The organism is Geothrix sp. (assembly GCF_020622065.1).
GTDB lineage: Bacteria > Acidobacteriota > Holophagae > Holophagales > Holophagaceae > Geothrix.
In genome coordinates this window covers 611,820-636,050 of the sequence record NZ_JAHRYQ010000001.1, presented here as the reverse complement: position 1 = coordinate 636,050, position 24,231 = coordinate 611,820, and the positions used below count along the sequence as shown (strand labels likewise).

18 protein-coding genes are annotated in these 24,231 nt (G+C 68.1%); 14 read left to right on the top strand and 4 right to left on the bottom strand.

Features of this window, described 5'->3' with window-relative positions; all coding sequences use genetic code 11:
• The first annotated feature begins 45 nt into the window (after nucleotides 1-45).
• The 8 genes from QZ647_RS03030 to QZ647_RS02995 all read left to right on the top strand — a co-directional run bounded on the left by QZ647_RS03030 (nucleotide 46) and on the right by QZ647_RS02995 (nucleotide 12,099).
• Nucleotides 46-537, top strand: a complete 492-nt coding sequence (locus QZ647_RS03030) for a MarR family winged helix-turn-helix transcriptional regulator (protein WP_291270762.1) — start codon at nucleotides 46-48, stop codon at nucleotides 535-537.
• A 50-nt stretch (nucleotides 538-587) separates the two neighbouring features.
• Nucleotides 588-1,517, top strand: a complete 930-nt coding sequence (locus tag QZ647_RS03025) for an MBL fold metallo-hydrolase (RefSeq protein WP_291270761.1) — start codon at nucleotides 588-590, stop codon at nucleotides 1,515-1,517.
• A gap of 54 nt (nucleotides 1,518-1,571) precedes the next feature.
• Nucleotides 1,572-2,759: an MdtA/MuxA family multidrug efflux RND transporter periplasmic adaptor subunit gene (locus QZ647_RS03020; protein WP_291270760.1), complete on the top strand. Its 1,188-nt coding sequence runs from the start codon at nucleotides 1,572-1,574 to the stop codon at nucleotides 2,757-2,759.
• A 4-nt stretch (nucleotides 2,760-2,763) separates the two neighbouring features.
• Nucleotides 2,764-5,853: an MdtB/MuxB family multidrug efflux RND transporter permease subunit gene (locus QZ647_RS03015; RefSeq protein WP_291270759.1), complete on the top strand. Its 3,090-nt coding sequence runs from the start codon at nucleotides 2,764-2,766 to the stop codon at nucleotides 5,851-5,853.
• On the top strand, nucleotides 5,850-8,951 hold the full coding sequence (locus QZ647_RS03010; RefSeq protein WP_291270758.1) for a multidrug efflux RND transporter permease subunit: 3,102 nt from the start codon (nucleotides 5,850-5,852) through the stop codon (nucleotides 8,949-8,951). The genes QZ647_RS03015 and QZ647_RS03010 overlap by 4 nt, the downstream gene beginning before the upstream one ends.
• Before the next feature lie 104 nt (nucleotides 8,952-9,055).
• Nucleotides 9,056-11,026 carry an aspartate--tRNA ligase gene (aspS, locus tag QZ647_RS03005; RefSeq protein ID WP_291270757.1) on the top strand — a complete coding sequence of 657 codons (1,971 nt, stop codon included), beginning with the start codon at nucleotides 9,056-9,058 and terminating at the stop codon, nucleotides 11,024-11,026.
• Between the two features lie 55 nt (nucleotides 11,027-11,081).
• Nucleotides 11,082-11,648, top strand: coding sequence for a hypothetical protein (locus tag QZ647_RS03000; RefSeq protein WP_291270756.1), 567 nt, complete (start codon nucleotides 11,082-11,084; stop codon nucleotides 11,646-11,648).
• A gap of 55 nt (nucleotides 11,649-11,703) precedes the next feature.
• Nucleotides 11,704-12,099: a hypothetical protein gene (locus tag QZ647_RS02995; protein WP_291270755.1), complete on the top strand. Its 396-nt coding sequence runs from the start codon at nucleotides 11,704-11,706 to the stop codon at nucleotides 12,097-12,099.
• 37 nt (nucleotides 12,100-12,136) lie between these two features.
• Here the strand turns inward: QZ647_RS02995 and QZ647_RS02990 are convergent, their stop codons facing one another.
• On the bottom strand, nucleotides 12,137-12,520 hold the full coding sequence (locus QZ647_RS02990) for a hypothetical protein (RefSeq protein ID WP_291270754.1): 384 nt from the start codon (nucleotides 12,518-12,520) through the stop codon (nucleotides 12,137-12,139).
• 421 nt (nucleotides 12,521-12,941) lie between these two features.
• Here QZ647_RS02990 and QZ647_RS02985 point away from each other — a divergent pair, with 421 nt between their 5' ends.
• Nucleotides 12,942-14,411 carry an HAD-IG family 5'-nucleotidase gene (locus QZ647_RS02985; RefSeq protein WP_291270753.1) on the top strand — a complete coding sequence of 490 codons (1,470 nt, stop codon included), beginning with the start codon at nucleotides 12,942-12,944 and terminating at the stop codon, nucleotides 14,409-14,411.
• Here QZ647_RS02985 and QZ647_RS02980 read toward each other — a convergent pair whose 3' ends face one another.
• The 3 genes from QZ647_RS02980 to QZ647_RS02970 form a co-directional block, all read right to left on the bottom strand.
• On the bottom strand, nucleotides 14,412-16,277 hold the full coding sequence (locus tag QZ647_RS02980; RefSeq protein ID WP_291270752.1) for a response regulator: 1,866 nt from the start codon (nucleotides 16,275-16,277) through the stop codon (nucleotides 14,412-14,414).
• A gap of 54 nt (nucleotides 16,278-16,331) precedes the next feature.
• Entirely contained in the window at nucleotides 16,332-17,546 is a 1,215-nt protein-coding gene (locus QZ647_RS02975; protein WP_291270751.1) for an aminotransferase class I/II-fold pyridoxal phosphate-dependent enzyme, read from the bottom strand.
• Nucleotides 17,547-17,641: 95 nt separating this feature from the next.
• A complete protein-coding gene (locus QZ647_RS02970) occupies nucleotides 17,642-19,105 on the bottom strand; it encodes an ATP-binding protein (RefSeq protein WP_291270750.1) in 1,464 nt (487 codons plus the stop codon).
• Nucleotides 19,106-19,151: 46 nt separating this feature from the next.
• Between QZ647_RS02970 and QZ647_RS02965 the strand changes: the two genes are divergently transcribed.
• From QZ647_RS02965 to hydG, 5 genes are all read left to right on the top strand, one after another.
• Nucleotides 19,152-20,423: a HAMP domain-containing sensor histidine kinase gene (locus tag QZ647_RS02965; protein WP_291270749.1), complete on the top strand. Its 1,272-nt coding sequence runs from the start codon at nucleotides 19,152-19,154 to the stop codon at nucleotides 20,421-20,423.
• A complete protein-coding gene (locus QZ647_RS02960; RefSeq protein ID WP_291270748.1) occupies nucleotides 20,420-21,043 on the top strand; it encodes a sigma-70 family RNA polymerase sigma factor in 624 nt (207 codons plus the stop codon). The genes QZ647_RS02965 and QZ647_RS02960 overlap by 4 nt, the downstream gene beginning before the upstream one ends.
• Nucleotides 21,040-21,819 (top strand): cupin domain-containing protein, encoded by a 780-nt coding sequence (locus QZ647_RS02955; RefSeq protein ID WP_291270747.1) that lies wholly within the window; start codon nucleotides 21,040-21,042, stop codon nucleotides 21,817-21,819. Before QZ647_RS02960 ends, QZ647_RS02955 begins: the two co-directional genes overlap by 4 nt.
• Nucleotides 21,820-21,849: 30 nt before the next feature.
• The gene (locus QZ647_RS02950; RefSeq protein ID WP_291270746.1) at nucleotides 21,850-22,728 is read left to right on the top strand and encodes a DMT family transporter; all 879 of its coding nucleotides are present in this window, start codon (nucleotides 21,850-21,852) and stop codon (nucleotides 22,726-22,728) included.
• A gap of 84 nt (nucleotides 22,729-22,812) precedes the next feature.
• Nucleotides 22,813-24,225 (top strand): [FeFe] hydrogenase H-cluster radical SAM maturase HydG, encoded by a 1,413-nt coding sequence (gene hydG, locus QZ647_RS02945; protein ID WP_291270745.1) that lies wholly within the window; start codon nucleotides 22,813-22,815, stop codon nucleotides 24,223-24,225.
• Nucleotides 24,226-24,231 lie beyond the last annotated feature (6 nt).

The window sequence follows — 24,231 nt, the reverse complement described above, 5'->3', positions numbered from 1 at the left end:
TATACCCCTTGACACGAGGGTAGCCCGGACACAATCTTCTTGCTTATGCAAGAACAGACCCCCCTCCCCACATCGGAAGTCGGCCTGGGCGTCCTCGCTTCGGCCGTGCGTCGCCGCCTCAAGCAGGTGGTCTGGGCCCGCTTGACGCCCTACGGCCTCAGCCCCCAGCAGCTCTGGGTGATGCTGGTGCTCCTCGAGAAGGGCCCCTCCTCCCTGCACCCCCTCGCCCAGCAGGTCTGGATGGACGATCCCACGGCCAGCCGTGTGGTGAAGGCCATGGTGGGTCGCGGATGGCTCACCACCATGCCCGACCCCCACCACGGCCGGCGGATCCTCATCGATCTGGCGCCGGAGGCCCTGCCCCTGGCCCGGGAGCTCGGGGCCATGACCGAGCGGCTCAAGGAGTCCCTGGTGACGGGCCTGAACGAGCAGGAGCGCGCCATCGTGCGCCACGGCCTGCAGACCATGCTCGGAAACCTCGACGACCTGCTCGCCGCCGGCCAGGCCCTGGGCTCCAGCGAAGCCGCGGCTTCGTGACCGGGACTTCCCCCCAGGGATTGCCGTCGCCGACCCCCCACGGAGGCCCCATGCGTGTCCTGATTGCCGCCAGCCTCATGGCCGCCGTGGGCCTTCCCCTGGCCGCCCACGCCCGGCCCAGCGCAGCCCCGGCTCCGGCCGAGACACCCAAGGTCCATCGCGTCGAGAAGCTGGCCGAGAACGCCTACTGCATCTTCGGCCAGGGCGGGAACATCGGGCTCATCGTCACCGCGAAGCACGCGGTGCTCATCGACGACCAGTTCGAGCGCCTGGTGCCGGGACTGGTGGAGGCCGTGCGGTCCGTCACGGACAAACCCATCAAGTACCTCATCAACACCCATGGCCACGGTGATCATGTGGGCGGCAATGTGGTCCTGGAGAAGCAGGTCTCGGCCATCATCGCCCACGCCAATGTCCGCCGGCGCATGGTCACCGAGCAGGCCAAGCTGGAGCCCGCCAAGCGGGGTGGCCTGCCGGAGCTGGCCCTCGGATCCGAGGATGCGAACGAACGGGCCCGCCTGAACATCCACCTGGACGGCACCGAGATCCACCTCCTCCACCTGGGTCCGGGCCACACCAACGGCGATGTGATCGTGGGGATCCCCTCGGCCCTCGTCATGCACATGGGCGACCTCTTCTTCCTCGGCATGCTGCCCTTTGTGGATCTCGAAGGCGGCGGCAGCTTCGAGGGCCTGGTGGCCCAGATCTCCTCGGTGGCCGCCTGGATTCCGGAAGGGGCCCGCATCATTCCCGGCCACGGCCCCGTCTGCGGCAAGAAGGGCCTGCTCCGCTACCGGGACTTCCTCCAGGCCGTGCAGGCCCATGTGAAGGCCAACCCCGGCAAAGAGGCCTCCGCCTTGGCCGCCTCCTTCGACGCCGCCGCCTGGCCCGAGTGGAAACCCCGCCCGGACTTCGTGACCTGGGAAACCCTCTTCTCGGCGGCTCTCGGCAAGGGGCCGGGCCGTGTGACCCGCCCCTAACTGTCCGCCCGTATCGCCCCCATCTCCACTTGTTTGAAAAGGCTCGATTCCCGTATGGATGCTCCCGACCTCCTCTCCTCTGAATCCGGGTCCGCCCGCCCCGCCCTGCTGCGCGGCTGGCGCCTCTGGGCCCTCCTCGGGGCCGGCCTGGCCCTCGTCCTGGGCTTCCTGGCCCGGGGCGGAACGAAGCCGTCCGGCCCCAATCCGGCCGGTGGACGCCCCGTTCCCGTGGTGGTGGCCAAGGCCCGCCAGGGCGACATGGCCGTGAACCTCACGGGGCTCGGCACCGTCACGGCCCTGAACACCGTCACCGTGAAGAGCCGCGTGGACGGCCAGCTGGTGCGCGTGGCGTTCACCGAGGGCCAGATGGTGCGCCAGGGCGACCTGCTCGCCGAAATCGACCCCCGTCCCTTCCAGGTGCAGCTCATGCAGGCCGAGGGCCAGCTGGCCAAGGACACCGCCGCCTACCAGAACGCGCTCGCAGATCTGAGGCGCCTCCAGGGGCTGGTCCAGCAGGGCATCATCTCCCGCCAGCAGCTGGATACCCAGGGCTCCGCCGTCGCCCAGTACGAGGCCACGCTCAAGGCGGACCAGGCTCAGGTCGAGAGCGCCAAGCTGAACCTCACCTATAGCCGCATCACCGCCCCCATCGCCGGGCGGGTGGGTCTCCGCCAGGTGGACGCCGGCAACATGGTGCGCGCCAGCGACGCCAGCGGCCTGGCCGTCATCGCGCCCATCCAGCCCATCAATGTGGTGTTTGCCGTGCCTGCCGACCAGATCCAGAAGGTGCTCGGGCAGTCGGCCAAAGCCGGGAAGCTGCCCGTGGAGGCCTGGGACCGAGACCTCAAGGCCCGGCTCGCCGCCGGAACCCTGGCGGCCATCGACAACCAGGTGGATCCCGCCACCGGTACCGTGCGGCTCAAGGCGCTGTTCGGCAACGACGACCGGACGCTCTTCCCCAATCAGTTCGTCAATGCCCGCCTGCTGGTGGACACCCTCCGCGGCGTGGTGATCGTGCCCACGGAGGCCGTGCAGCGCAGCCCCCAGGGATCCTTCGTCTATGTGGTGAAGACCGACAGCACCGTGGAGATGCGCCCCGTGGAGATCCTGGCCACCGATGGCGGCGAGACGGCCCTGAAGAAGGGCCTGACCGGCGGTGAGACCGTGGTCACCGACGGCATCGAGAAGCTGCGACCCGGCAGCAAGATCGCCCTGCCCAAGCCTCCCGGCGCGAAGGGCTGAACAAATGAATCCCTCAAGGCCGTTCATCCTCCGGCCCATCGCGACCTCGCTGCTCATGGTGGGGCTGCTGCTGGTGGGCCTGCTCGCCTTCCGCCAGTTGCCGGTCTCGGCCCTACCCCAGGTGGACTACCCCACGATCCAGGTGGTCACCTTCTATCCCGGCGCCAGCCCCGATGTCATGGCCTCCGCCATCACCGCACCCCTGGAGCGGCAGTTCGGCCAGCTGCCGGGTCTGAACCGCATGTCGTCCACCAGCTCCGGCGGCAGCTCCATCATCACGCTCCAGTTCGTGCTGGACCTGAACATCGATGTCGCGGAGCAGCAGGTGCAGGCGGCCGTGAACGCCGCAGGGACCTACCTGCCGCGGGACCTCCCCAATCCGCCCATCTACAGCAAGATCAACCCCGCCGACTCGCCCATCCTGACGCTGGCCCTCACCTCGAAGACCCTGCCCCTGTCCAAGGTGGAGGACTTCGCCGATACGCGGCTGGCCCAGAAGATCTCGCAGCTGCCGGGCGTCGGCCTCGTCAGCATCAGCGGCGGCCAGAAGCCCGCTGTCCGCATCCAGGCCAACCCCTCGGCCCTGGCGGCCAATGGCCTCACCCTGGGCGATGTCCGCACCGCGGTAGCCCAGAGCAATGTGAACCAGGCGAAGGGCAGCTTCGATGGCCTGCGCCAGGCCTACGCCATCGGCGCCAACGATCAGCTGCTCTCCAGCGAGGATTACCGCCCGCTCATCATCGCCTACAAGAACGGCGCGCCCGTGACGCTGTCCGAAGTCGCACTCGTCAGCGACGATGTGGAGAACGCGCGGCTCGCCGCCTGGATGGACCGGACTCCGGCCGTCATCCTCAACATCCAGCGCCAGCCCGGCGCCAACATCATCGCGGTGGTGGACCGCGTGAAGGAGCTGCTGCCCCAGCTGCGGGCCTCGCTTCCCGCGGCCGTGGAGCTCACCATCCTCACGGACCGCACCACCACCATCCGCGCCTCGGTGGCGGATGTGGAGTTCACGCTGATGCTCACCATCGCCCTGGTGGTGATGGTCATCTTCCTGTTCCTGCGCACCCTGGCCGCCACCATCATCCCCAGCGTCGCCGTGCCGCTGTCGCTGGTGGGCACCTTCGGCGTGATGTACCTGCTGGGCTACAGCCTGAACAACCTCACGCTCATGGCGCTCACCATCTCCACGGGCTTCGTGGTGGACGACGCCATCGTGATGATCGAGAACATCATGCGCTACATCGAGGAGGGCGAGCCCCCCCTCCAGGCGGCGCTGAAGGGCTCGGGCCAGATCGGCTTCACCATTCTGTCCCTCACCGTCTCGCTCATCGCCGTGCTCATCCCGCTGCTCTTCATGGGCGACATCGTGGGCCGCCTCTTCCGCGAGTTCGCCGTCACCCTGAGCGTCACCATCCTGGTGTCGGCGGTGGTGTCGCTCACCCTGACGCCGATGATGTGCGCCAAGCTGCTGAAGCACACGCCGCCGGAAGAACAGGGCCGGTTCTACCAGTCCTCCGAGCGGGTCTTCCAGCGGGTCATCGCCTTCTACGGCCGCACCCTCTCCTGGGTGCTCAAGCACCAGACCGGCACCCTGGTCGTGGCCGTGGCCACCCTCGTCTCCACCGTCCTGCTCTACCTCGTCATACCCAAGGGCTTCTTCCCGGTGCAGGACACGGGCGTGATCCTCGGTATCTCCGAAGCCCCGCAGACCGTCTCCTTCCAGTCCATGGCCGAGCGGCAGCAGTCCCTCGCCACCGAGATCCTCAAGGATCCGGCCGTGGAAAGCCTGTCCTCCTTCATCGGCATCGACGGCACCAACACCACCCTCAACAGCGGGCGCATCCAGATCAACCTGAAGCCCCTGGAAGAGCGCGGGCTCAGCGCCAGCGAGGTCATCCACCGCCTCCAGCCGGAGCTGGCCAAGATCGACGGCATCCGCCTCTACCTGCAGCCCGTGCAGGATCTCACGGTCGAAGACCGGGTCAGCCGCACCCAATACCAGTACTCCCTGGAAGACGCCGATGCCAAGGAACTGGCCACCTGGGTGCCGAGGTTCGTGGAACGCCTCTCGGCCCTGCCCGAGCTGCGGGATGTGGCCAGCGACCAGCAGAACGCCGGGCTCCAGATCCGCATCGTCCTCGACCGCACCACGGCCTCCCGCCTGGGCATCACGCCCCAGATGCTGGATGACGCGCTCTATGATGCGTTCGGCCAGCGCCAGATCTCCACCATGTTCACGCAGCTGAACCAGTACCGCGTGGTGCTGGAGGCCCACCCCGGGCAGTACCAGCGGCCCGAGGACCTCCAGTCCATCTATGTCCGGTCCGCCTCCGGCGGGTCCGTGCCCCTCAGCGCCTTCACCCGCATCGAAACCATCACCGCCCCGCTGGCCGTGAACCACCAGGGCCAGTTCCCCACCGCCACCGTGTCGTTCAACCTGGCCCCCGGGGCCTCCCTCGGCGATGCGGTGAAGGCCATCCAGCGCGCCCGCCAGGACCTGGACCTGCCCCCCAGCATCAAGGCCGGATTCCAGGGCACGGCCCAGGCCTTCGGCGCCTCCCTCTCCAACACGCCGCTGCTCATCCTGGCGGCGGTCCTCACGGTCTACATCCTGTTGGGCGTGCTGTACGAAAGCTACATCCACCCCATCACGATCCTGTCGACCCTGCCTTCGGCCGGCGTGGGAGCCCTGCTCTCCCTCATGCTCTGCCGGACGGACTTCAGCGTCATCGCCCTCATCGGCATCATCCTGCTCATCGGTATCGTCGAGAAGAACGCCATCATGATGATCGACTTCGCCCTCGAAGCCGAACGGAAGGATGGCCTGCCGCCGGAGGAGGCCATCTACCAGGCCTCCCTGCTGCGCTTCCGGCCCATCATCATGACGACCATGGCGGCCCTGCTGGGCGGCGTGCCCCTGGCCCTGGGTTCCGGCGTGGGCGCCGAACTGCGCCGCCCCCTCGGCATCGCCATCGTGGGCGGCCTCATCTTCAGCCAGATCCTCACGCTCTACACCACGCCCGTCATCTACCTGGCTTTCGATCGCCTCGCACGCCGCGTGCGCGGCCTGCGGGGGATCCCTCCCCAATGAGCATCTCCACCCCCTTCATCCGCCGCCCGGTGGCCACCACGCTGCTGACGGTGGCCCTGGCCCTGCTGGGCGCCATCGCCTATCAGTTCCTGCCGGTGTCGCCCCTGCCCCAGGTGGAGTTCCCCACCATCCAGGTGCAGGCGGGCCTGCCGGGCGCCAGCCCGGAGACCATGGCCTCGTCCGTGGCCACGCCCCTGGAGCGCCAGTTCGGGCGCATCGCGGGCATCACGGAGATGACCTCCTCGAGTTCCCTGGGATCCACCAACATCACCCTCCAGTTCGACCTCAGCCGCAACATCGACGCCGCGGGCCGGGATGTGCAGGCCGCCATCAACGCGGCCCGGGGCGACCTGCCCTCCAACCTGCCCAACAACCCGTCCTACCGGAAGGTCAACCCGGCCGACTCGCCCATCCTCATGCTGGCCCTCACCTCCAACCTGATTCCCCGCGAGCGCATGTACGATGTCGCCTCCTCGGTGCTCCAGCAGAAGCTGTCCCAGATCCAGGGCGTGGGCCAGGTCTTCGTGTGGGGCGGCGCGCTGCCGGCCGTGCGGGTGGATGTGAACCCGGCCCTGCTGAACGCCCAGGGCCTGGCCCTGGAAGATGTCCGGGTCGCCGTGGCCGCCGCCAACCTCAACCGGCCGAAGGGCGACCTGACCAACGATCGCACCACCTGGTCCATCGCCACGACGGATCAGCTCATGACCGCCGAGGACTACCAGCCCCTCATCATCCGCTATCGGAACGGCAGCGCCGTGCGCCTGTCCGATGTGGCCCAGGTCACCGATTCCGTCGAGAATGTGCGGAACCGGGGGTTGTCCAACGGCGTCCCCGCCATCATCGTCCCCATCTTCCGGCAGCCTGACGCCAACATCATCGAGACCGTCGACCGGGTGCGGGCCGTCCTGCCGCAGCTCCAGGCCTCCCTTCCGCCCGCCATGGAGCTGAAGGTCCTCATCGATGCCACCCGCACCATCCGCGCCTCGGTGAAGGATGTGCAGCTGGCCATGTCCATCTCCATCGGCCTGGTGATCCTCGTCGTCTTCGTGTTCCTCCGGAGCGTCCGATCCACCCTAATACCCAGCGTCGCGGTCCCCATCTCGCTCATCGGCACCTTCGGCGCCATGTACATGCTGGGCTACACCATCGACAACCTCTCCCTCATGGCGCTCACCGTCGCCACGGGCTTCGTGGTGGACGACGCCATCGTGGTGGTGGAGAACATCACACGACACCTGGAGAACGGCATGCAGCCCATGGAGGCGGCCCTCCACGGCGCGAAGGAGATCGGCTTCACGGTGGTCTCCATCAGCATCTCGCTCATCGCGGTCTTCATTCCCATCCTGATGATGGGAGGCATCGTCGGTCGGCTCTTCCGCGAATTCGCCGTCACCCTGTCCGTGGCCATCGTCGTGTCCATGGTGGTCTCCCTGACCACCACGCCGATGATGTGTTCGCGCCTCCTCCGGCCCCACAGCGAAGAACGCCACGGACGGGTCTTCCAGGCCACCGAGCGCGTCTTCCAGTGGATCATGCGCCACTACGAATCGTCCCTCGGCTGGGTGCTGAGGCACCAACGCTTCACCCTGGCGGTGGCCCTGGGGACCATGTTGGCCACCGTCGGGCTCTACATCGCCATCCCCAAGGGCTTCTTCCCCCAGCAGGACACGGGCCGCATCAACGGCTCCCTCCAGGCCGCCCAGGACATCTCCTTCGCCGGCATGGAGAAGCTGATGACCGAGTATGTGGCCATCGTGCAGGCGGACCCGGCCATCGAGAATGTCACCGCCTTCATCGGCGGGGGCAACACGGGCCGCATGTTCGCCTCCCTGAAGCCCACCGAGCAGCGCAAGGAGACCGCGGACCAGGTCATCGCCCGCCTCCGCGGCAAGACCTCCCACCTCCCCGGCGGCACCCTGTTCATGCAGCCCGTCCAGGACCTCCGCATCGGCGGGCGCCCCTCCAGCTCCCAGTACCAGTACACCCTCCAGGGCGACGACGCCCGGGAGCTGTTCGAGTGGGCGCCGAAGGTGCTCCAGAAGCTCCGCTCCGTGCCCCAGCTGGCCGATGTGAACTCCGACCTGCAGAACAAGGGGCTGGAGGCCTCCCTGGTCATCGACCGGGCCACCGCCTCCCGCCTGGGCATCACGCCCCAGGCCATCGACAGCACCCTCTACGATGCTTTCGGCCAGCGCTTCGTCTCCACCATCTACACCTCCTTGAATCAGTACCATGTGGTCATGGAGGTGGATACGCCCTTCATGCAGACGCCCGACGGCCTGCGCCACACCTATGTACGCTCCACCGCCGGCAACCTGGTGCCGCTCAGCGCCTTCACCACCCTGGAACGGCGGAACACCGCGCTCTCCGTGAACCACCAGGGCCAGCTGCCCTCGGTGACGCTGTCCTTCAACCTGCCGGTGGGCGTGGCCCTGGGCGATGCGGTCGCCGCCATCGACAAGGCCGAGCAGGAGATCCACCTCCCCGGCACCCTGCGGGGGAGCTTCATGGGCACCGCCCAGGCGTTCCGGGCCTCGCTGTCGAACCAGCCCCTTCTGGTGGTGGCGGCCCTCCTGGTGGTCTACATCGTGCTGGGCATGCTCTATGAAAGCCTCATCCACCCCCTGACCATCCTGTCCACCCTGCCTTCCGCGGGCGTGGGCGCCCTCCTGGCCCTGCTCGCCTTCCGCACCGAGCTGAGCGTCATCGCCTTCATCGGCATCATCCTCCTCATCGGGATCGTGAAGAAGAACGCCATCCTCATGATCGACTTCGCCATCGAGGTCGAGCGCCGGGAGGGGGTCACGCCCGAAGCCGCCATCTTCCAGGCCTGCCTGCTGCGCTTCCGGCCCATCACCATGACCACCATGGCGGCCCTCCTCGGGGGCCTGCCCCTGGCCATCGGCATGGGCACCGGCTCCGAGCTGCGCCGCCCGCTGGGCATCGCCATCGTGGGCGGCCTGCTCTTCAGCCAGATCCTGACCCTCTACACCACCCCCGTGATCTACCTCTACATGGACCGGGCCCGGCTGCGGTGGGCCCGGCTCCGGTCCAGTCGGAAATCCTTGCCGTCCGTGGGAAAAGCCCTCCACGAGTGATCGACAGGTGCCTCCAGACCACCGTGACCCGCCTTCATGTCCCTTCGCGGCAGTCCTTTCACCCCGCTTGAGCCTGGGCCTCCCGGGTGCGATCCTGTAAGGCTATGAAACTCGATCGGCTCGGCGACTTCCAACGCACCCACCGCAACGGCGATCTGCGCCTCGGCCACGCGGGCCAGACCGTGCGCCTGCTCGGCTGGTGCCGCCGGGTCCGCAACCTGGGCTCGCTGGTCTTCCTCGATCTCCGCGACCGCTGGGGCCTGGTGCAGCTGGTGGCCAACGAGGAGACCGCTGATCCCGAGCTGCTGGCCAAGCTCAAGGCCGTGCGCAGCGAGTTCGTGCTGGCCGCCGAAGGCGTGGTGGCCGAGCGCGAGAGCAAGAACCCCAACATGGCCACCGGCGACATCGAGATCCGGCTGACGGGCCTGAAGATCCTCAACACCGCCGCCCCCCTGCCCTTCCCGCTGGAAGACGAAGGCGTGGGCGAGGATCTGCGCCTCACCTACCGCTTCCTGGATCTTCGCCGCGAGCAGCTGCAGCGCAACATGATCCTCCGCAGCGAGGCCTCCAACATCATCCGGAACTACTTCCGGAAAAACGATTTTGTCGAGTTCGAAACGCCCATCCTCGGCAAGTCCACGCCGGAAGGCGCCCGCGACTACCTGGTGCCCAGCCGCGTGCACGCGGGCGAGTTCTTCGCCCTGCCCCAGAGCCCCCAACTCTACAAGCAGATGCTCCAGGTCTCGGGCTTCGAGCGCTATGTGCAGATCTGCCGCTGCTTCCGCGATGAGGACCTCCGCGCCGACCGCCAGCCCGAATTCACCCAGGTGGATGTGGAGATGAGCTTCGTGCGCCAGGAGGATGTCCAGGCACTCATCGAGGGCCTGATGGTGGAGCTTTGCCCCCTGGTGGGCCAGCAGGCCGTCGCCCCCTTCCAGCGCCTGACCTACCGGGACGCCATGGAGTGGTACGGCTCCGACAAGCCCGATCTCCGCTGCAAGGTCAAGATCCAGGATGTGACGGGCCTGTTCGCCGGCAGCGAGTTCAACCTCTTCCGCGCCGCCGCCGACTCCCAGGGCCAGCGCCGGGTCCGCGGCCTCTTCCTGCCGGGCGAGGCGGCCGGCGCCTACAGCCGCAAGCAGCTCGACGAGCTGCAGGAGACCGCCAAGAAGCTCGGCGCCGGCGGACTGCCCTATGCCAAGTGGGGCAAGGACGGCCTGGCCTCCAGCTTCAAGAAGTTCATCAGCGCCGAACTGGAAGCCGAGCTGAAGGCATCGCTGGGTATCCAGGGCGAGGGCCTGGCCATCTTCGCCGTGGGCACCGATGACCAGACCTCCCGCGTGCTGGGCGACCTGCGCCTGCGGCTGGCCAGGACCTTCGGTCTGACGGATGCCTCCGCCTTCGAGTTCCTGTGGGTCGTGGATTTCCCCCTCCTCCAGTGGGACGAGGACGAGCAGCGCTTCGTGGCCTGCCACCACCCCTTCACCAGCCCCCACCCGGACGACCTCGATCTGCTGGAATCCAACCCAGGGGCCTGCCGGGCCGTGGCCTACGACCTGGTGCTCAACGGCTATGAGCTGGGCGGAGGCAGCATCCGCATCCACGACGCCGAAACCCAGAGCCTCATGTTCCGCACCATTGGCATCGACGAGGCGGAGGCGCGGGCCAAATTCGGCTACCTGCTGGACGCCCTCAGTTTCGGCGCGCCGCCCCATGGCGGCCTGGCCCTGGGACTGGACCGCCTCGTCATGCTGCTGGCGGGCGAAGACAACATCCGCGAGGTCATCGCCTTCCCCAAGACCGCCCAGGCCCGCTGCCTCATGACGGACGCGCCCAGCCCCGTGGACGAACGCCAGCTCCGCGAGCTGCACCTCCTGCAGGACGCCAAACAGACCTATCGCGTGGGTGCCGTGTTCTTCGAGTCCGCCGAGGGGGGGAGTCCCGAACTGCGCGGCCAGGCCCTGCAGCAGATCAGCCAGATGACCCCCAAGCAGACCCAAGGTCTCGTCACCCTCGACCCCCAGGGCCAGATCCTGGACGCCCAGACCCTCAGCGGGCCGACCTTCGAGTTCTGATCCCCAGGGAAACCGGCCGATCCACCCACTGGCCACGATGAGCGACGAGGAACCCATGACTGCGACGCCCGGAAAAGCCCCCAAGAAGGAAAAGGAGAAGCGGCAGACCCCCGAGGAGCGCCTCGAGGCCCTGCGCTACAACCACATGATGTACGGCCCCACGGCCGGGGAGCGGCGCCCCACCGTCAAGAAGGTCAACTACGGGGCCCCGTATCTCAGCCATCCCAAGTTCCAGAGCCTCATCGCGGCCTTCAAGAAGGGGACGGCCTTCCAGTTCGATGTCACCGACAAGGCCAAGCTCTGCAGCATCTCCACGGACGGTTCCCACATCTCGTTCGACGGGAAGATCATCTTCTATTCCCGCCCGGCCAATAAATACGAAGACAACCTGCTCTTGGACCGGACCTCGACCATCCACTACCAGGCCTACGATGCCCTGGTGCACCTGGTCTTCGCCGTCCTCCGCAGCTTCCCGGAGCTCGAGCCACCCCCACTCTCCTATATGGGCCACCAGTTCCACCTGGGCGCCGAGACCCTGGAAGCGGGCATGGCCGAGCTGGGGCCCAACCTCCTGATGGGGTCCTACCGCCACAGCAAGGTTCAGGAAAAGCCCCGGAAGTAGGCTCCTCCGGCCCGCCGCCCCAGCCAAGCGCCCCGATCCGTCGCAGACCAGGCCCGTGACCATCACCCTCCGCCAGCGCGCCCAAACCATCCTTCGCGAGGCGGGCTGGGAGCTCCCGGCGCCGCCGGTGCTCTGGTCGCCGCGCATGGCGCGGTGCGCGGGGCTCTTCCTCATCGAAAAGGACTCGCGGGGCAAGTGGCATCCCGAAATTCGCCTCAGCATCCCCCTGCTGCGCCGCCGGGACTGGCCCTGGCCCCAGCAGGTGTGCGGCATGAACTGCCACGCACCCGACGAAGTCCAACGGCGCATCCTCGAGCACGAGCTGATCCACTACAAGCTCTGGATGGACCGGGAAAAGGACTGGGGACACAGCGAACGCTTCCGGCAGCTGGCCTGGGAAGTGTTCGGACACCAGAGCATCACCCACGGCATCGGCACAGAACCGGAATGAGCCGACCCATCGCGTGGGTCGGGCCTGCTTTCGTGGATCACCCCACGCCGTACGGGGGGAACACCTCGTTGGCCGGACGCGACAGCGCGCTTTGGAGGACACCGTGCAGGAAGTCGATGGCGCTCTGCGGATCCGAGAGGACGGGACGCCCAAATTGGTGGCTGTTCAGCTGTCGGGCGTAGGCGATGTCACCCGATGCCGCCAGGACATAGGTCTGGATGCCGACGATCTCCCCTGTGGGATGGTGCAGCAGTTCCACGAACACGAAGAAATCGCCCTCCGGTCGGGTCCTCCGGATCCAATCTGCGTAGGCATGGGCCCGTTTCCAGGTGTAGCGCATCTGGTTCGCCCCGAGCGGTGTCGGGTCGATGTCCTTCGGAGCGGGGACGGGCACGGCGTACGACATGCCCTGTTGCCGCATTAAGGCCACCAGTTGGTCCGCCGTACCTGGACCCCAGGCACTCTGAGGCCCCCTCGGATCCAGGGCGGAATGCACCACGATGCGTGCGGTGCCCCTCTGCGACTTGAATTGTTCAAAGGTGGCCCGGCATCGCTTCAATTCCCCTTCGGAAGGAGATCCGAAAGCACGGGCGAGCGGGTAGAGCATGGACTTGCAACCCCATTGGGGAACCACCAGCACCAGCAGGCAACTCAAGGCAGGACCAAGTCGCACGGGATCCTCCTTCTACCAGGCACCCCAGACTCATTCACGACTACCTGGTGTCGTTCGGTTTGTTAGAGCATAGGCCTCCATGCCTGGCCCGCCAGCCATCTCCTGCCGCCGCCCCCGGGACTGACCAGCCTTCTGCATCCTCCGGCTGCTCCCGAGCTACACTCGCCCCATGACCGCCTGGGACCCCGCCCTGCTCGCCGCTCCGCCCCTGCTGGATGCGGACGACCGGCTGCCGCCGGAGCACAAGCTCTTCGCGCTGCGGACGCTGCCGCTGGGGGAGATCCGGGCCATCGGTTTCGACATGGACCATACCCTGGCCCGCTACCGCTCGCCGGAGATCGACGAGCTGGCCTTCAAAAAGGCGGCCCGGCTGCTGGTCCGCGACCGCGGCTACTCCCCCTGGCTGCTGGAGGTGGACTACGACCCGGCCTTTGCGGTGCGGGGCCTGGTGCTGGACGGGTTGCGGGGCAACCTGCTGAAGCTCAACCGGGAGCGGCAGGTGGTCCGGGCCAGCCACGGAGGCCGCGCCCTCTCGCGCCTCGAGGCGGAAGCCATCTACAGCCGCCGGCGGCTGTCCACGGCGGCCAAGGGATTCCGCAGCATCGACACCCTCTTCGAGATCCCCGAGAGCCACCTCTACGCCCAGATGGTGGATGGCTTCGACCGCGGCCGCCTGAAGGCCGAGAACTACCTCCAGCTCTTCCGGGATGTGCGCTGGGCCGTCGACACCGCCCACCGGAACGGCGAGATGAAGGCCGAGATCCTGGAGCACCGCCACTTCTTCATTCCACAGGATCCTCAGCTGGCCCTGGCCCTGGACCGCCTCAAGCGCGAAGGCAAGAAGCTCTTCCTTCTCACCAACAGCGAATGGAGCTTCACCGCGGGCGTGCTCGGGCACCTCCTGAACGGCCAGGACGAGGCCCGCCCCCTGTGGACCGACTACTTCGATCTGGTGGTGGTCAGCAGCCGCAAGCCCGCGTTCTTCCTCGAGACGCCTCCGCCAGTTCCCGTCGAGGGCCAGCCCCGCTGCTTCATGGGGGGACATGCCGCCTGGCTGGAATCCATGCTGGGCGCCGAGGGCGAGCAGGTGCTCTATGTGGGCGACCACATCTACGGCGATGTCCTGCGTTCGAAGAAGAACGCCTCCTGGCGCACCCTGCTGCTGGTGCCAGAGCTGGAACGGGAACTGAAGCTGCTGGAGTCCCGCAGCCAGGACATGCGGGAGCTCCTGCACCTCGAGACTGTTCGACGGCGGACCCTGCGCCGGGCCTCGGTGCTGCTGGACCAGTGGAAACGCAACCGGGTGCGCCGGCATCTGCTGGGCCCTCGCCTGAGCTCCGAAGCCACCATCGCCCTGGACCACGAGGCCGCGCACCTGGCCAGCAGCGCCGAGGCCCTCCAGCGGCGCGTCGAGCTGCAGACCCTCGAACTGGATGCCCTCACCCAGACCGTGGAGGCGGCCTTCAATCCTCTCTGGGGGCCCATCTTCCGGGATCGCGACGAGCAAACCCGCTTCGCGGACCAGATCCAGCAGTTCGCGTGCGCCTACACCGGGAAGGTCGGCAACCTCTACATGTACGACCCCCATGCCACGGTCTATGCCCCCGTGCCGGCCTTGCCCCACGAACGGATGACCTGATCAGGCCCTGGAAGTCAGCACCCGGTCGAGGATCTCCCGGAGTTCCTTGCTGGTGAAGGGCTTCTTCAGGAAGTCGGCGAACCCCTCGGCCACGGCCTGCTCCCGGGAGGCCGGGAGGGCATAGCCGCTGCACAGGATCCCCGGCAGTCCCGGCCGAACCTGGCGCATGCGCCGGAAGGCCTCCACCCCGTTCATGCGGGGCATGGTCGCGTCCAGGAACACGAGATCGAAGGCTTCGGGCCGGTGGTTGAAGATCTCAAGGGCCTCCTGCCCGTCCGAGGCGCACACCACCTCCAGCCCGAACCACTCCTGGAGCATCTCGGCCAGCACCGATCTCAGCTCGGCCTCATCGTCCGCCAGCAGCACGAGGTTGCGGGTGGGCAAACCATCGGCCGGCGGCACGGTGGGCGTCTCCAGACTTTCAGGCGAGGGGAAGTAGCCCCGGAAGACGCTGCCGGCCCCGGGGATGCTTTCCACCTGGATGCCCCCGCGGTGGCCCCGGAGGATCCCCAGAGCCGCGGGCAGGCCCAAGCCGCGCCCCATGTCCCGGGTCGAGAAGAAGGGATCGAAGATCCGCGGCAGGGTGGCCGCATCGATGCCGTCACCCTGGTCCGTCACTTCCAGCACCGCGTACAGGCCGGGCTCCACCGGCTCGGGCCAGTGCCCCGCGGCCAGCTCGACGGAGGTGACCTGCCGCATGAAGGTCCGCACGCGGACGGCGCCCGGCGCCGAGTTCGCCTCCAGGGCATTGGTCACCAGGCCCTCGACCACGCGACCCACCAGGACAGGATCCATCATCACCCGCGGCAGCACGGTCGCCAGGTCGCGGGTCACCCCCAGACCCACCTGGTCGAGCACACCCGCCACCAGGGAGGACAGGTCCAGGGACTCGGGTCGCCGCAGATCCCCCCCGGAGCAGTGGAGGATGTCGCGACTGAGGTTGGAGGCCCTGTCCAGGCCCGCCTGAAGGCGGTCGAGGTAGCTCCGCACGGGGGACTCCCCCGGCGCGCTGGATCGGGCCATCTCGAGATTGGCCACCATGACCTGGAAGATGTTGTTGAAGTCGTGGGCGAGCCCCCCGGCGAGCATGCCCAGGCTCTCCATTTTGTGCGCCTTGGCCAGGGCGCCCTCGACCCGGCGGAATTCCGTCAGGTCCACCATGCAGCACACGGCCCCATGGATGCGGCCATCCCCAAGGCGCAGGGGCGTGGCATAGGTCATGAGGTGGTGCACGATCCCGTCGTCAAAGATCAGATCCAGAGGCTCCTCCCGGACCTCCTCCCCCTTTAGACAAGCCCGCTGCATGGGCATCTCGTCCGGCCGGAGCTCCCGCCCGTGCTGCACCAGCCGGAAGTGGCCCGTCCATGCCACCTGGGTCTCCCCGACCTCTTGGGCAACCGAAGCGGAGTGGTTCGCATCGACGGGCACCCGAAGCAGGTCGGCGGCGGCGGGATTGCCGTGGACGACCCGGCACTCGGGATCCTCGGCGATCCAGGTGGGCAAGGGCGTGGCTCTCAGCACCGCGGAGAGCTTGTCGGCATCCTCCCGGGCCCCGGCCCGCGCCACCTCCAGGCTCGCGGCCTCCGCGGCCTTGGCGCGGAAGAGCCCGTGGATGAGGATGACGCCTCCCAGCAGCAGGGCCGAGATCACGAAGCTCATGACCTCGTTGGGAAGCAGGTAGGCGGGAAAGCCGTTCTGGTGGAATTCCACCAGCAGGAAGAGTCGGCGCACGGCCATCAGGGCCAGGGCCGAGGACATCAGGATCCAGGCCAGGGGCCGCCCCGCGATCCGGTTGATCCGCAGGGCGAACCAGGCCGCCACGATCTGCAGCAGCGCCGACAGGAGGATGAGGAGGAGGATGGTCACGGGGAAGGGTCCCGGCCATCCTATCGACAAGTTGCGGGCTTAGGTAAATGCCGATCAGAGAATGATGCGGCTCGCGGCTTTTGCGTGGGCGATCACCCGCCGGATGGCGGCCACCACCTGATCCTGGTCAGCCTCGGCCAGGCCGGGCCAGAGGGGCAGGCTCAGGAGGCGCTCGCCGCTCCACTCGCTGTGCGGCAGGCCATCTTGGGGCAGGTGCGCGGGGTGCGCGGCGTAGAAGTCCCGGTACCAGGGATGGATGTGGGCCGGACGGTAGTGGATGCCGGTGCCGATGTTCTCTTCCTTGAGGGCGGCCACAAAGGCGTCGCGGTCCAGGCCCACCTTCTCGGGGTGGATGCGCAACACGAAGAGGTGGTAGCAGTGCCCGTGGTCGGCGTCGCCGGGCCAGGGCAGCATCACCTCTTCGATATCCTTCATCAGCTCGAGGTAGCGGTGGAACAGCACGCCGCGCCGGGCGTTGAAGCCATCCAGCTTGTCGATCTGATGGAGGCCCATGGCGGCCTGGAGGTCCATGAAGTTGGCCTTGCGGGCGGGCTCGTAGACCTCCGTGTGCGGGCTGCCCTCCTTGGCGAAACGCTTCCAGGCATCCCGGTCGATGCCGTGGAAGCGCAGGCGCTTGATGCGGCTCTCGTAGTCGTCGTTGAAGAAGGCGATGGCGCCGCCCTCGCCCGTGGTCATGTTCTTGTTCGGGTGGAAGCTGTAGACGCTCATGATCGAGCGGGGATTGCCGCCGATCTTGGTGCCCTGGTAGTGGGCGCCCATGGCCTGGGCCGCGTCCTCGATGACCCAGAGGCCATGCTTTTCCGCGATGCGCCAGATCTCAGCCATGGGGCACGGCAGGCCCGTGAGGTGTACGGGGATGATGCCCTTGGTGCGGGGCGTGATGGCGGCCTCAAGCCTGGCCGGATCGATGTTGAGCGTCACCGGGTCGATGTCCACCAGCACGGGCACGCCGCCCTGCAGCACCACCGTGCTGAGGGTGCTCACCCAGGTCAGCGAGGTGGTGATCACTTCATCGCCGGGCTGGATCCCCAGCACCTGCATGGTGATCTCCTGGGCCGTGGTGGCGCTGTTCATCACCAGGCAGTGCGGCACGCCGTTGTAGGCCTTCAGTTTCTCCTCGAAGGCCGCCGACTTCGGTCCCGTGGTGATCCACCCGCTGTGGATGGTGTCGATGATCTCCGCGATCTCCTCCTCGCCGACCATGGGCCGGGTGAAGGGAAGGAAGTCGGGGCGGCGCTGATAGGACATGGGAGCTCCGGACGCAAACCATCATTTTCACACATCGCGGAGCGGAGCCCGAGACGGAGCGTAGACGACCGATCACAGACCAGCAGCGGCGGGCCCTACGCGATCGGAATCGTGATCCGCAAGGTGCTGCCCGTGCCCAGACCCTCGCTGGACAGGCTGATGGTGCCGCCCATCATCTCCATGAGGTGCTTGCAGATGACCAGGCCGAGGCCGGTGCCCCCGTATTCCCGGCTGTGGCCCCCTTCGGCCTGGGCGAACTTCTGGAAGAGGCGGGCCTGGGCCTCGGGGCTCACGCCGATGCCGGTATCCACCACCAGCAGGGCGATCACGCCGGGATGGCGTTCCACCTGGATGCTCACCGTCCCCTCCTTGGTGAACTTCAGGGCGTTGGAGAGCAGGTTCAGGAGGACCTGCTTCAGGCGGCTCGGATCCACCATCACTTCGGGGATGTCCACCACCTCGGGCCACTCCAGCGTCACCGCGGGCTGGCGGGGGTAGGCCTCCGCGATGGGCTTCACTTCGTCGAGCAGGGGGGCGAGGGAGTGGGGTTCCGGATGAACCTCCATGCGCCCGGATTCGATCTTCGCGAGGTCGAGGATGTCGTTGAGCAGCCCCAGCAGATGCTGGCCCGAGCTGTAGCTGTCCTGCAGCATGGAGCGCATTTCCTCGGCGTCGTCATAGAGGCCGTCCATGACGAGGCGCGTGAATCCCAGGATGCCCGTGAGGGGCGTGCGCAGCTCGTGGCTGGTGAGGGCGAGGAATTCGCTTTTCAGCTGGTCGGCTTCCCGCAGGCGGTTGTTCACCCGCTCCAGCTCGAGGGTCTGGCTCTGCAGGGCGTCGCGCTGCTCGGAGAGGTCGCGGAACAACCAGGCGTTGTAGAGCGAGATGGCCGCCTGCCGCTGGAGGATGGCGATGGAATCCAGCTCCTCCTCCTCCACCCGGCGATCCACGGGCATGGCCAGGACCACGAAGCCCAGCAGGAGCAGCTGGTGCTCGAAGGGGATGAAGTAGAGCGGTGCACCTTCGGGACCCCGCAGCGCCTGGAGGGTCTCCTCGCCGCAGGTGGCATCCAGCCACTGGCTCTGGAACAGCACCAGGGGCGTATCCGGGAAGGGATTCGGCGCCGGCAGGCGCATGGCGGACCAGGCCGGGCGGGGAAAGCCGAAGCCCTCCTTCGGGACATAGCCGGAACCGCCATCCTCCAGGGCCCACACCACGGCCCGCGGGCAGTGGAATTCCTGGACAAGCACATCCAGCACCACGCTCACCACCTGCCCGCCCTTGGAAGTGGCGGCCAGGATCTCGGACACATGCTGGAGCATCTGCATCTGATGGGAGCGCCGGCCCAGCTTGGCCCTGAGATCACGCGCCTCGGCCGTGACCTGGGTCAGCTGCCGCTGGGATTGCAACAGCTCCGCCAGCAGCTCGGCCCCCTGGGGTCGGGCCGCTGGGGCGCCCAGAACCTGCTTCGGGCCCGAACTGGCCTTGCCCGTGGGTGGCGCCACGGGATAGGTGGGCGGGATCGGTTTGGGGCCGGAGGAGGAGTTCGAGGCTGACATCGGACTCCAGGATGGCCTCCCGGAGCGACACTGCCAAGATGGGGGCATGGCCAATCGCGCCCAGACCTTCTCGCTGCAGCGGATCATTTTCCTGTCCGTGTCCGTCGTGCTGTGCGTCCAGGTGGGCTGGTGGATCAAGCTGCAGATCCGCGAATCGGGGCGTTTGCTGGCGGCCCGCTCGCAGGCGCTGAAGGCGGGGCGGGCCGAGGCCTGGCAGATGGACAGCCTGCGGGTGCTCACCTACATCCACGGCCAGCCGGATCCATCGTCCCGGCGCGGCGCCATCGAGGGCCGGGTCCCGTCCATGCCCAGCCTGGAGGAGCGGCGGCAGGCCATCCACTCGGCCTTCCCCTATGTGGCCATGGTGCCCACTCCCGTGGCACCGGACGATCCCCCCCTGCTGGACGGTTCCGCCTACCTGACCCTGCGCCCGGAGCCCCTGGCCGAGCTGGAGCGCCAGGAGCGTCATGCCATCATCCGCACCGGGAGCGAGGGCGCCTTCATGGTGATGGCCGTACTGTTCGGCTTCGTCGTCCTCTACCGGAAGCTGTCGGAGGAACTGGGCCTCAAGCTGCGTCAGCGCAACTTCACCTCCGCCGTCACCCACGAGCTGAAGACCCCCATCGCCTCTCTCAAGGTCTGGACGGAGACGCTCTTCACCCGCAGCCTCGGCGAGGAACAGCGCCAGCGGATCCGGGGTCTCATGGAGAAGGACCTGGACCGGCTCAACGAGCTGGTGGGCAACCTGCTCGATGTGGCCCGGGCCGAATCCGGCAGCCTCGTCCTCCACACGGCTCCGCTCGAACTGGCGCCGTGGCTGCGGGGCGTCTGCGAGGGCATGGACCACCGACTGGGGCCCGGGGCCCTGGGCCTGAAACTCGAGGCGACCCCGGAACCCCTGTGGACCCAGGCGGATCCCAAAGCCCTCGGCACCGTCATCGAGAACCTGCTCTCCAACGCCTTCAAGTACGCCGCCGAGCCCCGGGAGACCACCGTCACCCTGGACGGGGACGGCGAGGACATCCTCATCGTCGTCAGCGACCTGGGGCATGGCATCGCCGCCAAGGACCTGCCCCGGATCTTCCACCGCTTCTTCCGGGTGGGCGACGAGATGACCCGCCAGGTGTCCGGCACGGGCCTCGGCCTGTTCCTCGTCAAGGAGATCGTGACCCGGCACGGCGGCGAGGTGCGGGTGTCCAGCCGTGGGCTCGGGCTGGGATCGGCCTTCACCATCCGCCTGCCCCGGCTGGCCCCGCCCCTGGAAGCCCCGCAGGAGGCGACCACCCCCGATCCGACGGGTTCCCTGGAGGCTGGATGAGCCCCACGCCCGGGGAGCGCCCCGAAACCGCCCTGGTCCAGGCCGCCGCCTCGGGGGATGCGGACGCCTTCGAGGCCCTGGTCCGCCCCCACCTGGGCATGCTGTTCCGCGTCATCGACCGCATCCTGGGCAACGGGGCCGAGAGCCAGGACGCCCTGCAGGATGCCCTGCTCACCCTCCACCGGGAGCTCCCCGGCTTCCAGGGGGCGAGCAAGTTCAGTACTTGGGCTTATCGCATCTGTGTGAACCAGGCCCTCATGGCCCGCCGGAAGCGGGTCCGGCGTCGGGAGGACGCCATCGAGGATCTGATGCCACGATTCGGTGACGACGGGCATCACATGAATGTGGATGGGCTCCTCGAATGGAGCGAGGATGCGGAGGCGTTGATGAAAGTCGAACAGGAGGAGCTGAAGGCCCGGGTCCGGGCGGGCCTGGACCGCCTGTCCGATGACCAGCGGGCCGTCTTCGTCCTGCGCGACCTCGAAGGCTGGAACACCGAGGAGATCAGCCGGCAGCTCGGCATCACCCGGGAGCTGGTGCGCCAGCGCGTGCACCGGGCCCGGCTGGCCCTGCGGGCCATGCTGCCCGAATTCGCACCCGGCCCGGGGGAGGAGCCATGACCCTGTTCATGCCGACCTGCGCCGAAGTGGTGGATCTGCTCACGGATTACGAGGAGGGCGCCCTCGGGCCCTTCCATTGGCTCGGGCTCAAGCTGCACCTGAGTCTGTGTCCTCCGTGCCGTGCCTTCCTGGACAGCTTCCACCGTACGGCCCCCATTCTGAGGACCCTGTGGAGCGACCCCGCCGGACTGGCGGCCGAGCGGGCCCTCGACGGCGCCCTGACCGCCCTGCGGGAGGGCCGCCTGCCCCAGGGTCCCCAGCATCATCCCGAGGATGAGGTGTGGCGCGCCCTCGAACCGGGTGGCGATCCCCTGACCGCGCTGCTGCTGCGGGTGCACCTGGGCCACTGCGGAACCTGCCGCGGCATCCACGGCCCCGGGCAGGCCCTGGCCTCCGGCGACCATCCCCTTGTCGCCCTCCGCCCCCTGCTTCCCCCGGAGGATCAGTGGGAGTGGACGCGCCACGGCCTCGGCGGCGCACAGGTGGCCCGGCTCATGAAGGATCCCGCCACCGGAGCGACCCTGAGCCTGGCCCGCATGCCCGGGGGACGGACCATGCCAGTTCACGGGCACCGGGGGCCCGAACTGTCCCTGGTGCTGTCCGGCGCCCTCCAGGACGGCCCGGCGCACCTCCGGCCCGGCGACTGGATCGCCCATGGACCCGACCATCAGCACGGCCCCACGGCCGATCAGGGGAGCGACTGCTGGACGCTGGTCCGCCTGGAGGGCGGTGTGCAATTCCGGGGTTGGCGGAGCCTGCTGGGGGTCGTGGGCTGATTCCCTGAAGCGGCATGATCCAATGGATTCATGACCGGACATGGCGACAGGATGCGGGGCGCGGCCCTGGTGGCGTTGGCGGCCCTGCTCTGGAGCTCCAGCGGGCTCTTCATCAAGGTGCTGCCCCTCGGGGCGCTGCAGATCGCGTTCGCCCGCAGCCTGGTGGCGGCCCTCACCATCGCCTTGGTGGTGAAGCTCCGGGGCGGGCGCCCCTTCCCCCGGCCGGACGCCCTCGCCTTCGCCTGCGCCGCCGCCTATGCGGGGGTGCTCATCTTCTTCGTCGCCGCCACCAAGCTCACCACCGCCGCGAACGCGATCTTCCTCCAGTTCTCCGCCCCCATCTACCTGGTGTTCCTCGAGCCCCGGCTCGCCGGACGGCCGGTGGCGCGCCGGGACCTCCTGGCGGTAACCCTCTGCCTTGGCGCCATGGGCCTCTTCTTCGTGGGCCGGCTCGGGGCCGGCACCCTGGCGGGCAACCTCCTCGGCGTGGTCTCCGGCCTCTGCCTGGCGCTCTTCTCCATGACCCTCAAGCTGCAGCGGGAACGCCGCCCCGGGGTCGATCCCATCGGCGCCATCATCCTCGGCAACCTGCTGGTGGCGGCCGTCTGCACCCCCGCCCTGCCGAGCCTCCGGGTCACCCTGCCCCAGGCCGGCATCCTGCTCTACCTCGGCGTCTTCCAGATCGGCGTCGCCTACCTGCTCTTCAACGCCGGGATGAAGCACCTGTCCGCCACGGCCGCCGTGGTGACCGGCACCCTGGAGGCCGTGCTCAATCCCGTCTGGGTCTTCCTCGGCATCGGCGAGCGCCCCTCGGCTTGGGCCCTTCTGGGTGGGCTGCTGATCCTGGGGACGATCATCTGGTACAGCCTGCCGCCCCACCCATCCGGACGCCGTTCCACCCGGTTGTGACCAAGGTCCGCCCCGGCAGGACTGGATCAAAAACAACCTGAGGGTTATGTTTGGCCAGCGGCGCGCCCCGCGGAGGTTCTTTCCATGCATGGCCCTTCGGAAGCATTCCCCCTGGATGAAGCGTCCATCGGCCGGCTGTTGGACGGCGCACCGGCCCAGGACCCCGTGCGGGTCCGCGATATCCTCGCCCGGGCCCGGGAACTGGGGGGCCTGGACGAGGCCGACCTCCCCACCCTCATGGCCATCCAGCAGCCCGATCTGCTGGACGAACTGTTCCACACGGCCGAACAGGTGAAGGAGGAAATCTACGGCCGGCGCATCGTCCTGTTCGCGCCGCTCTATGTATCGAATCTCTGCGGCAACGAATGCCTCTACTGCGCGTTCCGCGCCTCCAACCGCGGCTTGGCCCGCCGTGCCCTGGGCCAGGCGGAGATCGCCGCCGAGGTGCGCCACCTCCTGCGCCAGGGCCACAAGCGCCTGCTGCTCGTGGCGGGCGAGGCCTACCCCAAGGAGGGTCTGGACTACATCCTGAAGGCCATCCGCACGATCTACGCCACCCGCGAAGGCACCGAGAGCATCCGCCGGGTGAATGTGAACATCGCCCCCCTGGACCTTCCGGACTTCCGGCGCCTCAAGGAATCCCAGATCGGCACCTATCAGCTGTTCCAGGAGACCTACCACCGGGCCACCTACGCCCTGATGCATCCCCGCGGCCTCAAGGCCGACTACGACTGGCGCCTGGGTTGCATGGACCGGGCCATGCAGGCCGGCATCGAGGATGTGGGCATCGGCGCCCTCTTCGGCCTCCATGACTGGCGCTTCGAGCTGCTGGCCCTCCTGCGCCACGCCCGCCACCTGGAAGACCGCTTCGGGTGCGGACCCCACACCATCAGCGTGCCGCGCATCGAGCCCGCCGAAGGCTCCACCACCAGCGAAGCGCCCCCATTCGCCGTGACGGACACCGACTTCCGCAAGCTCGTCGCCATCCTCCGGCTGGCGGTGCCCTACACGGGGCTCATCCTCAGCACCCGCGAACGGCCGGAGGTCCGCCGCGAGGTCTTCCACCTGGGCATCAGCCAGATCAGCGCGGGCAGCCGCACCAACCCCGGCGGCTACCGGGAGGAGGAGGCCGGGAACGGCCCGGGCGACGGCGGCGCCCAGTTCTCCCTCGGCGATCACCGGGATTTGGATGAGGTGGTACGCGATCTGGCGGAGTCCGGCTTCATCCCCAGCTTCTGCACCGGCTGCTATCGGATGGGCCGCACCGGCGCCGATTTCATGGATCTCGCCAAGCCCGGCGAGATCAAGCTCCACTGCCAGCCCAACGCCCTCTCCACCCTCCAGGAGTTCGTGGAGGACCATGCCAGCCCCGCCACCCGCGCCGCGGCCGAAACCCTGGTCGCGGGAAGCCTCGCCGTCATGGACGACCGGGCCCGCATGCGCGCCGAGGCCATGGTGGCGCGTGTGCGGCGCGGCGAACGCGATGTGTTCTGCTGACGGATC

Bases quoted from the DNA above. Each gene is read 5' to 3' on its own strand.
- QZ647_RS03030 (WP_291270762.1), top strand. From the start codon at position 46: ATGCAAGAACAGACCCCCCTCCCCACATCGGAAGTCGGCCTGGGCGTC.
- QZ647_RS03025 (WP_291270761.1), top strand. From the start codon at position 588: ATGCGTGTCCTGATTGCCGCCAGCCTCATGGCCGCCGTGGGCCTTCCC.
- QZ647_RS03020 (WP_291270760.1), top strand. From the start codon at position 1,572: ATGGATGCTCCCGACCTCCTCTCCTCTGAATCCGGGTCCGCCCGCCCC.
- QZ647_RS03015 (WP_291270759.1), top strand. From the start codon at position 2,764: ATGAATCCCTCAAGGCCGTTCATCCTCCGGCCCATCGCGACCTCGCTG.
- QZ647_RS03010 (WP_291270758.1), top strand. From the start codon at position 5,850: ATGAGCATCTCCACCCCCTTCATCCGCCGCCCGGTGGCCACCACGCTG.
- aspS (WP_291270757.1), top strand. From the start codon at position 9,056: ATGAAACTCGATCGGCTCGGCGACTTCCAACGCACCCACCGCAACGGC.
- QZ647_RS03000 (WP_291270756.1), top strand. From the start codon at position 11,082: ATGACTGCGACGCCCGGAAAAGCCCCCAAGAAGGAAAAGGAGAAGCGG.
- QZ647_RS02990 (WP_291270754.1), bottom strand. From the start codon at position 12,520: ATGCGGCAACAGGGCATGTCGTACGCCGTGCCCGTCCCCGCTCCGAAG.
- QZ647_RS02985 (WP_291270753.1), top strand. From the start codon at position 12,942: ATGACCGCCTGGGACCCCGCCCTGCTCGCCGCTCCGCCCCTGCTGGAT.
- QZ647_RS02975 (WP_291270751.1), bottom strand. From the start codon at position 17,546: ATGTCCTATCAGCGCCGCCCCGACTTCCTTCCCTTCACCCGGCCCATG.
- QZ647_RS02970 (WP_291270750.1), bottom strand. From the start codon at position 19,105: ATGTCAGCCTCGAACTCCTCCTCCGGCCCCAAACCGATCCCGCCCACC.
- QZ647_RS02965 (WP_291270749.1), top strand. From the start codon at position 19,152: ATGGCCAATCGCGCCCAGACCTTCTCGCTGCAGCGGATCATTTTCCTG.
- QZ647_RS02960 (WP_291270748.1), top strand. From the start codon at position 20,420: ATGAGCCCCACGCCCGGGGAGCGCCCCGAAACCGCCCTGGTCCAGGCC.
- QZ647_RS02955 (WP_291270747.1), top strand. From the start codon at position 21,040: ATGACCCTGTTCATGCCGACCTGCGCCGAAGTGGTGGATCTGCTCACG.
- QZ647_RS02950 (WP_291270746.1), top strand. From the start codon at position 21,850: ATGACCGGACATGGCGACAGGATGCGGGGCGCGGCCCTGGTGGCGTTG.
- hydG (WP_291270745.1), top strand. From the start codon at position 22,813: ATGCATGGCCCTTCGGAAGCATTCCCCCTGGATGAAGCGTCCATCGGC.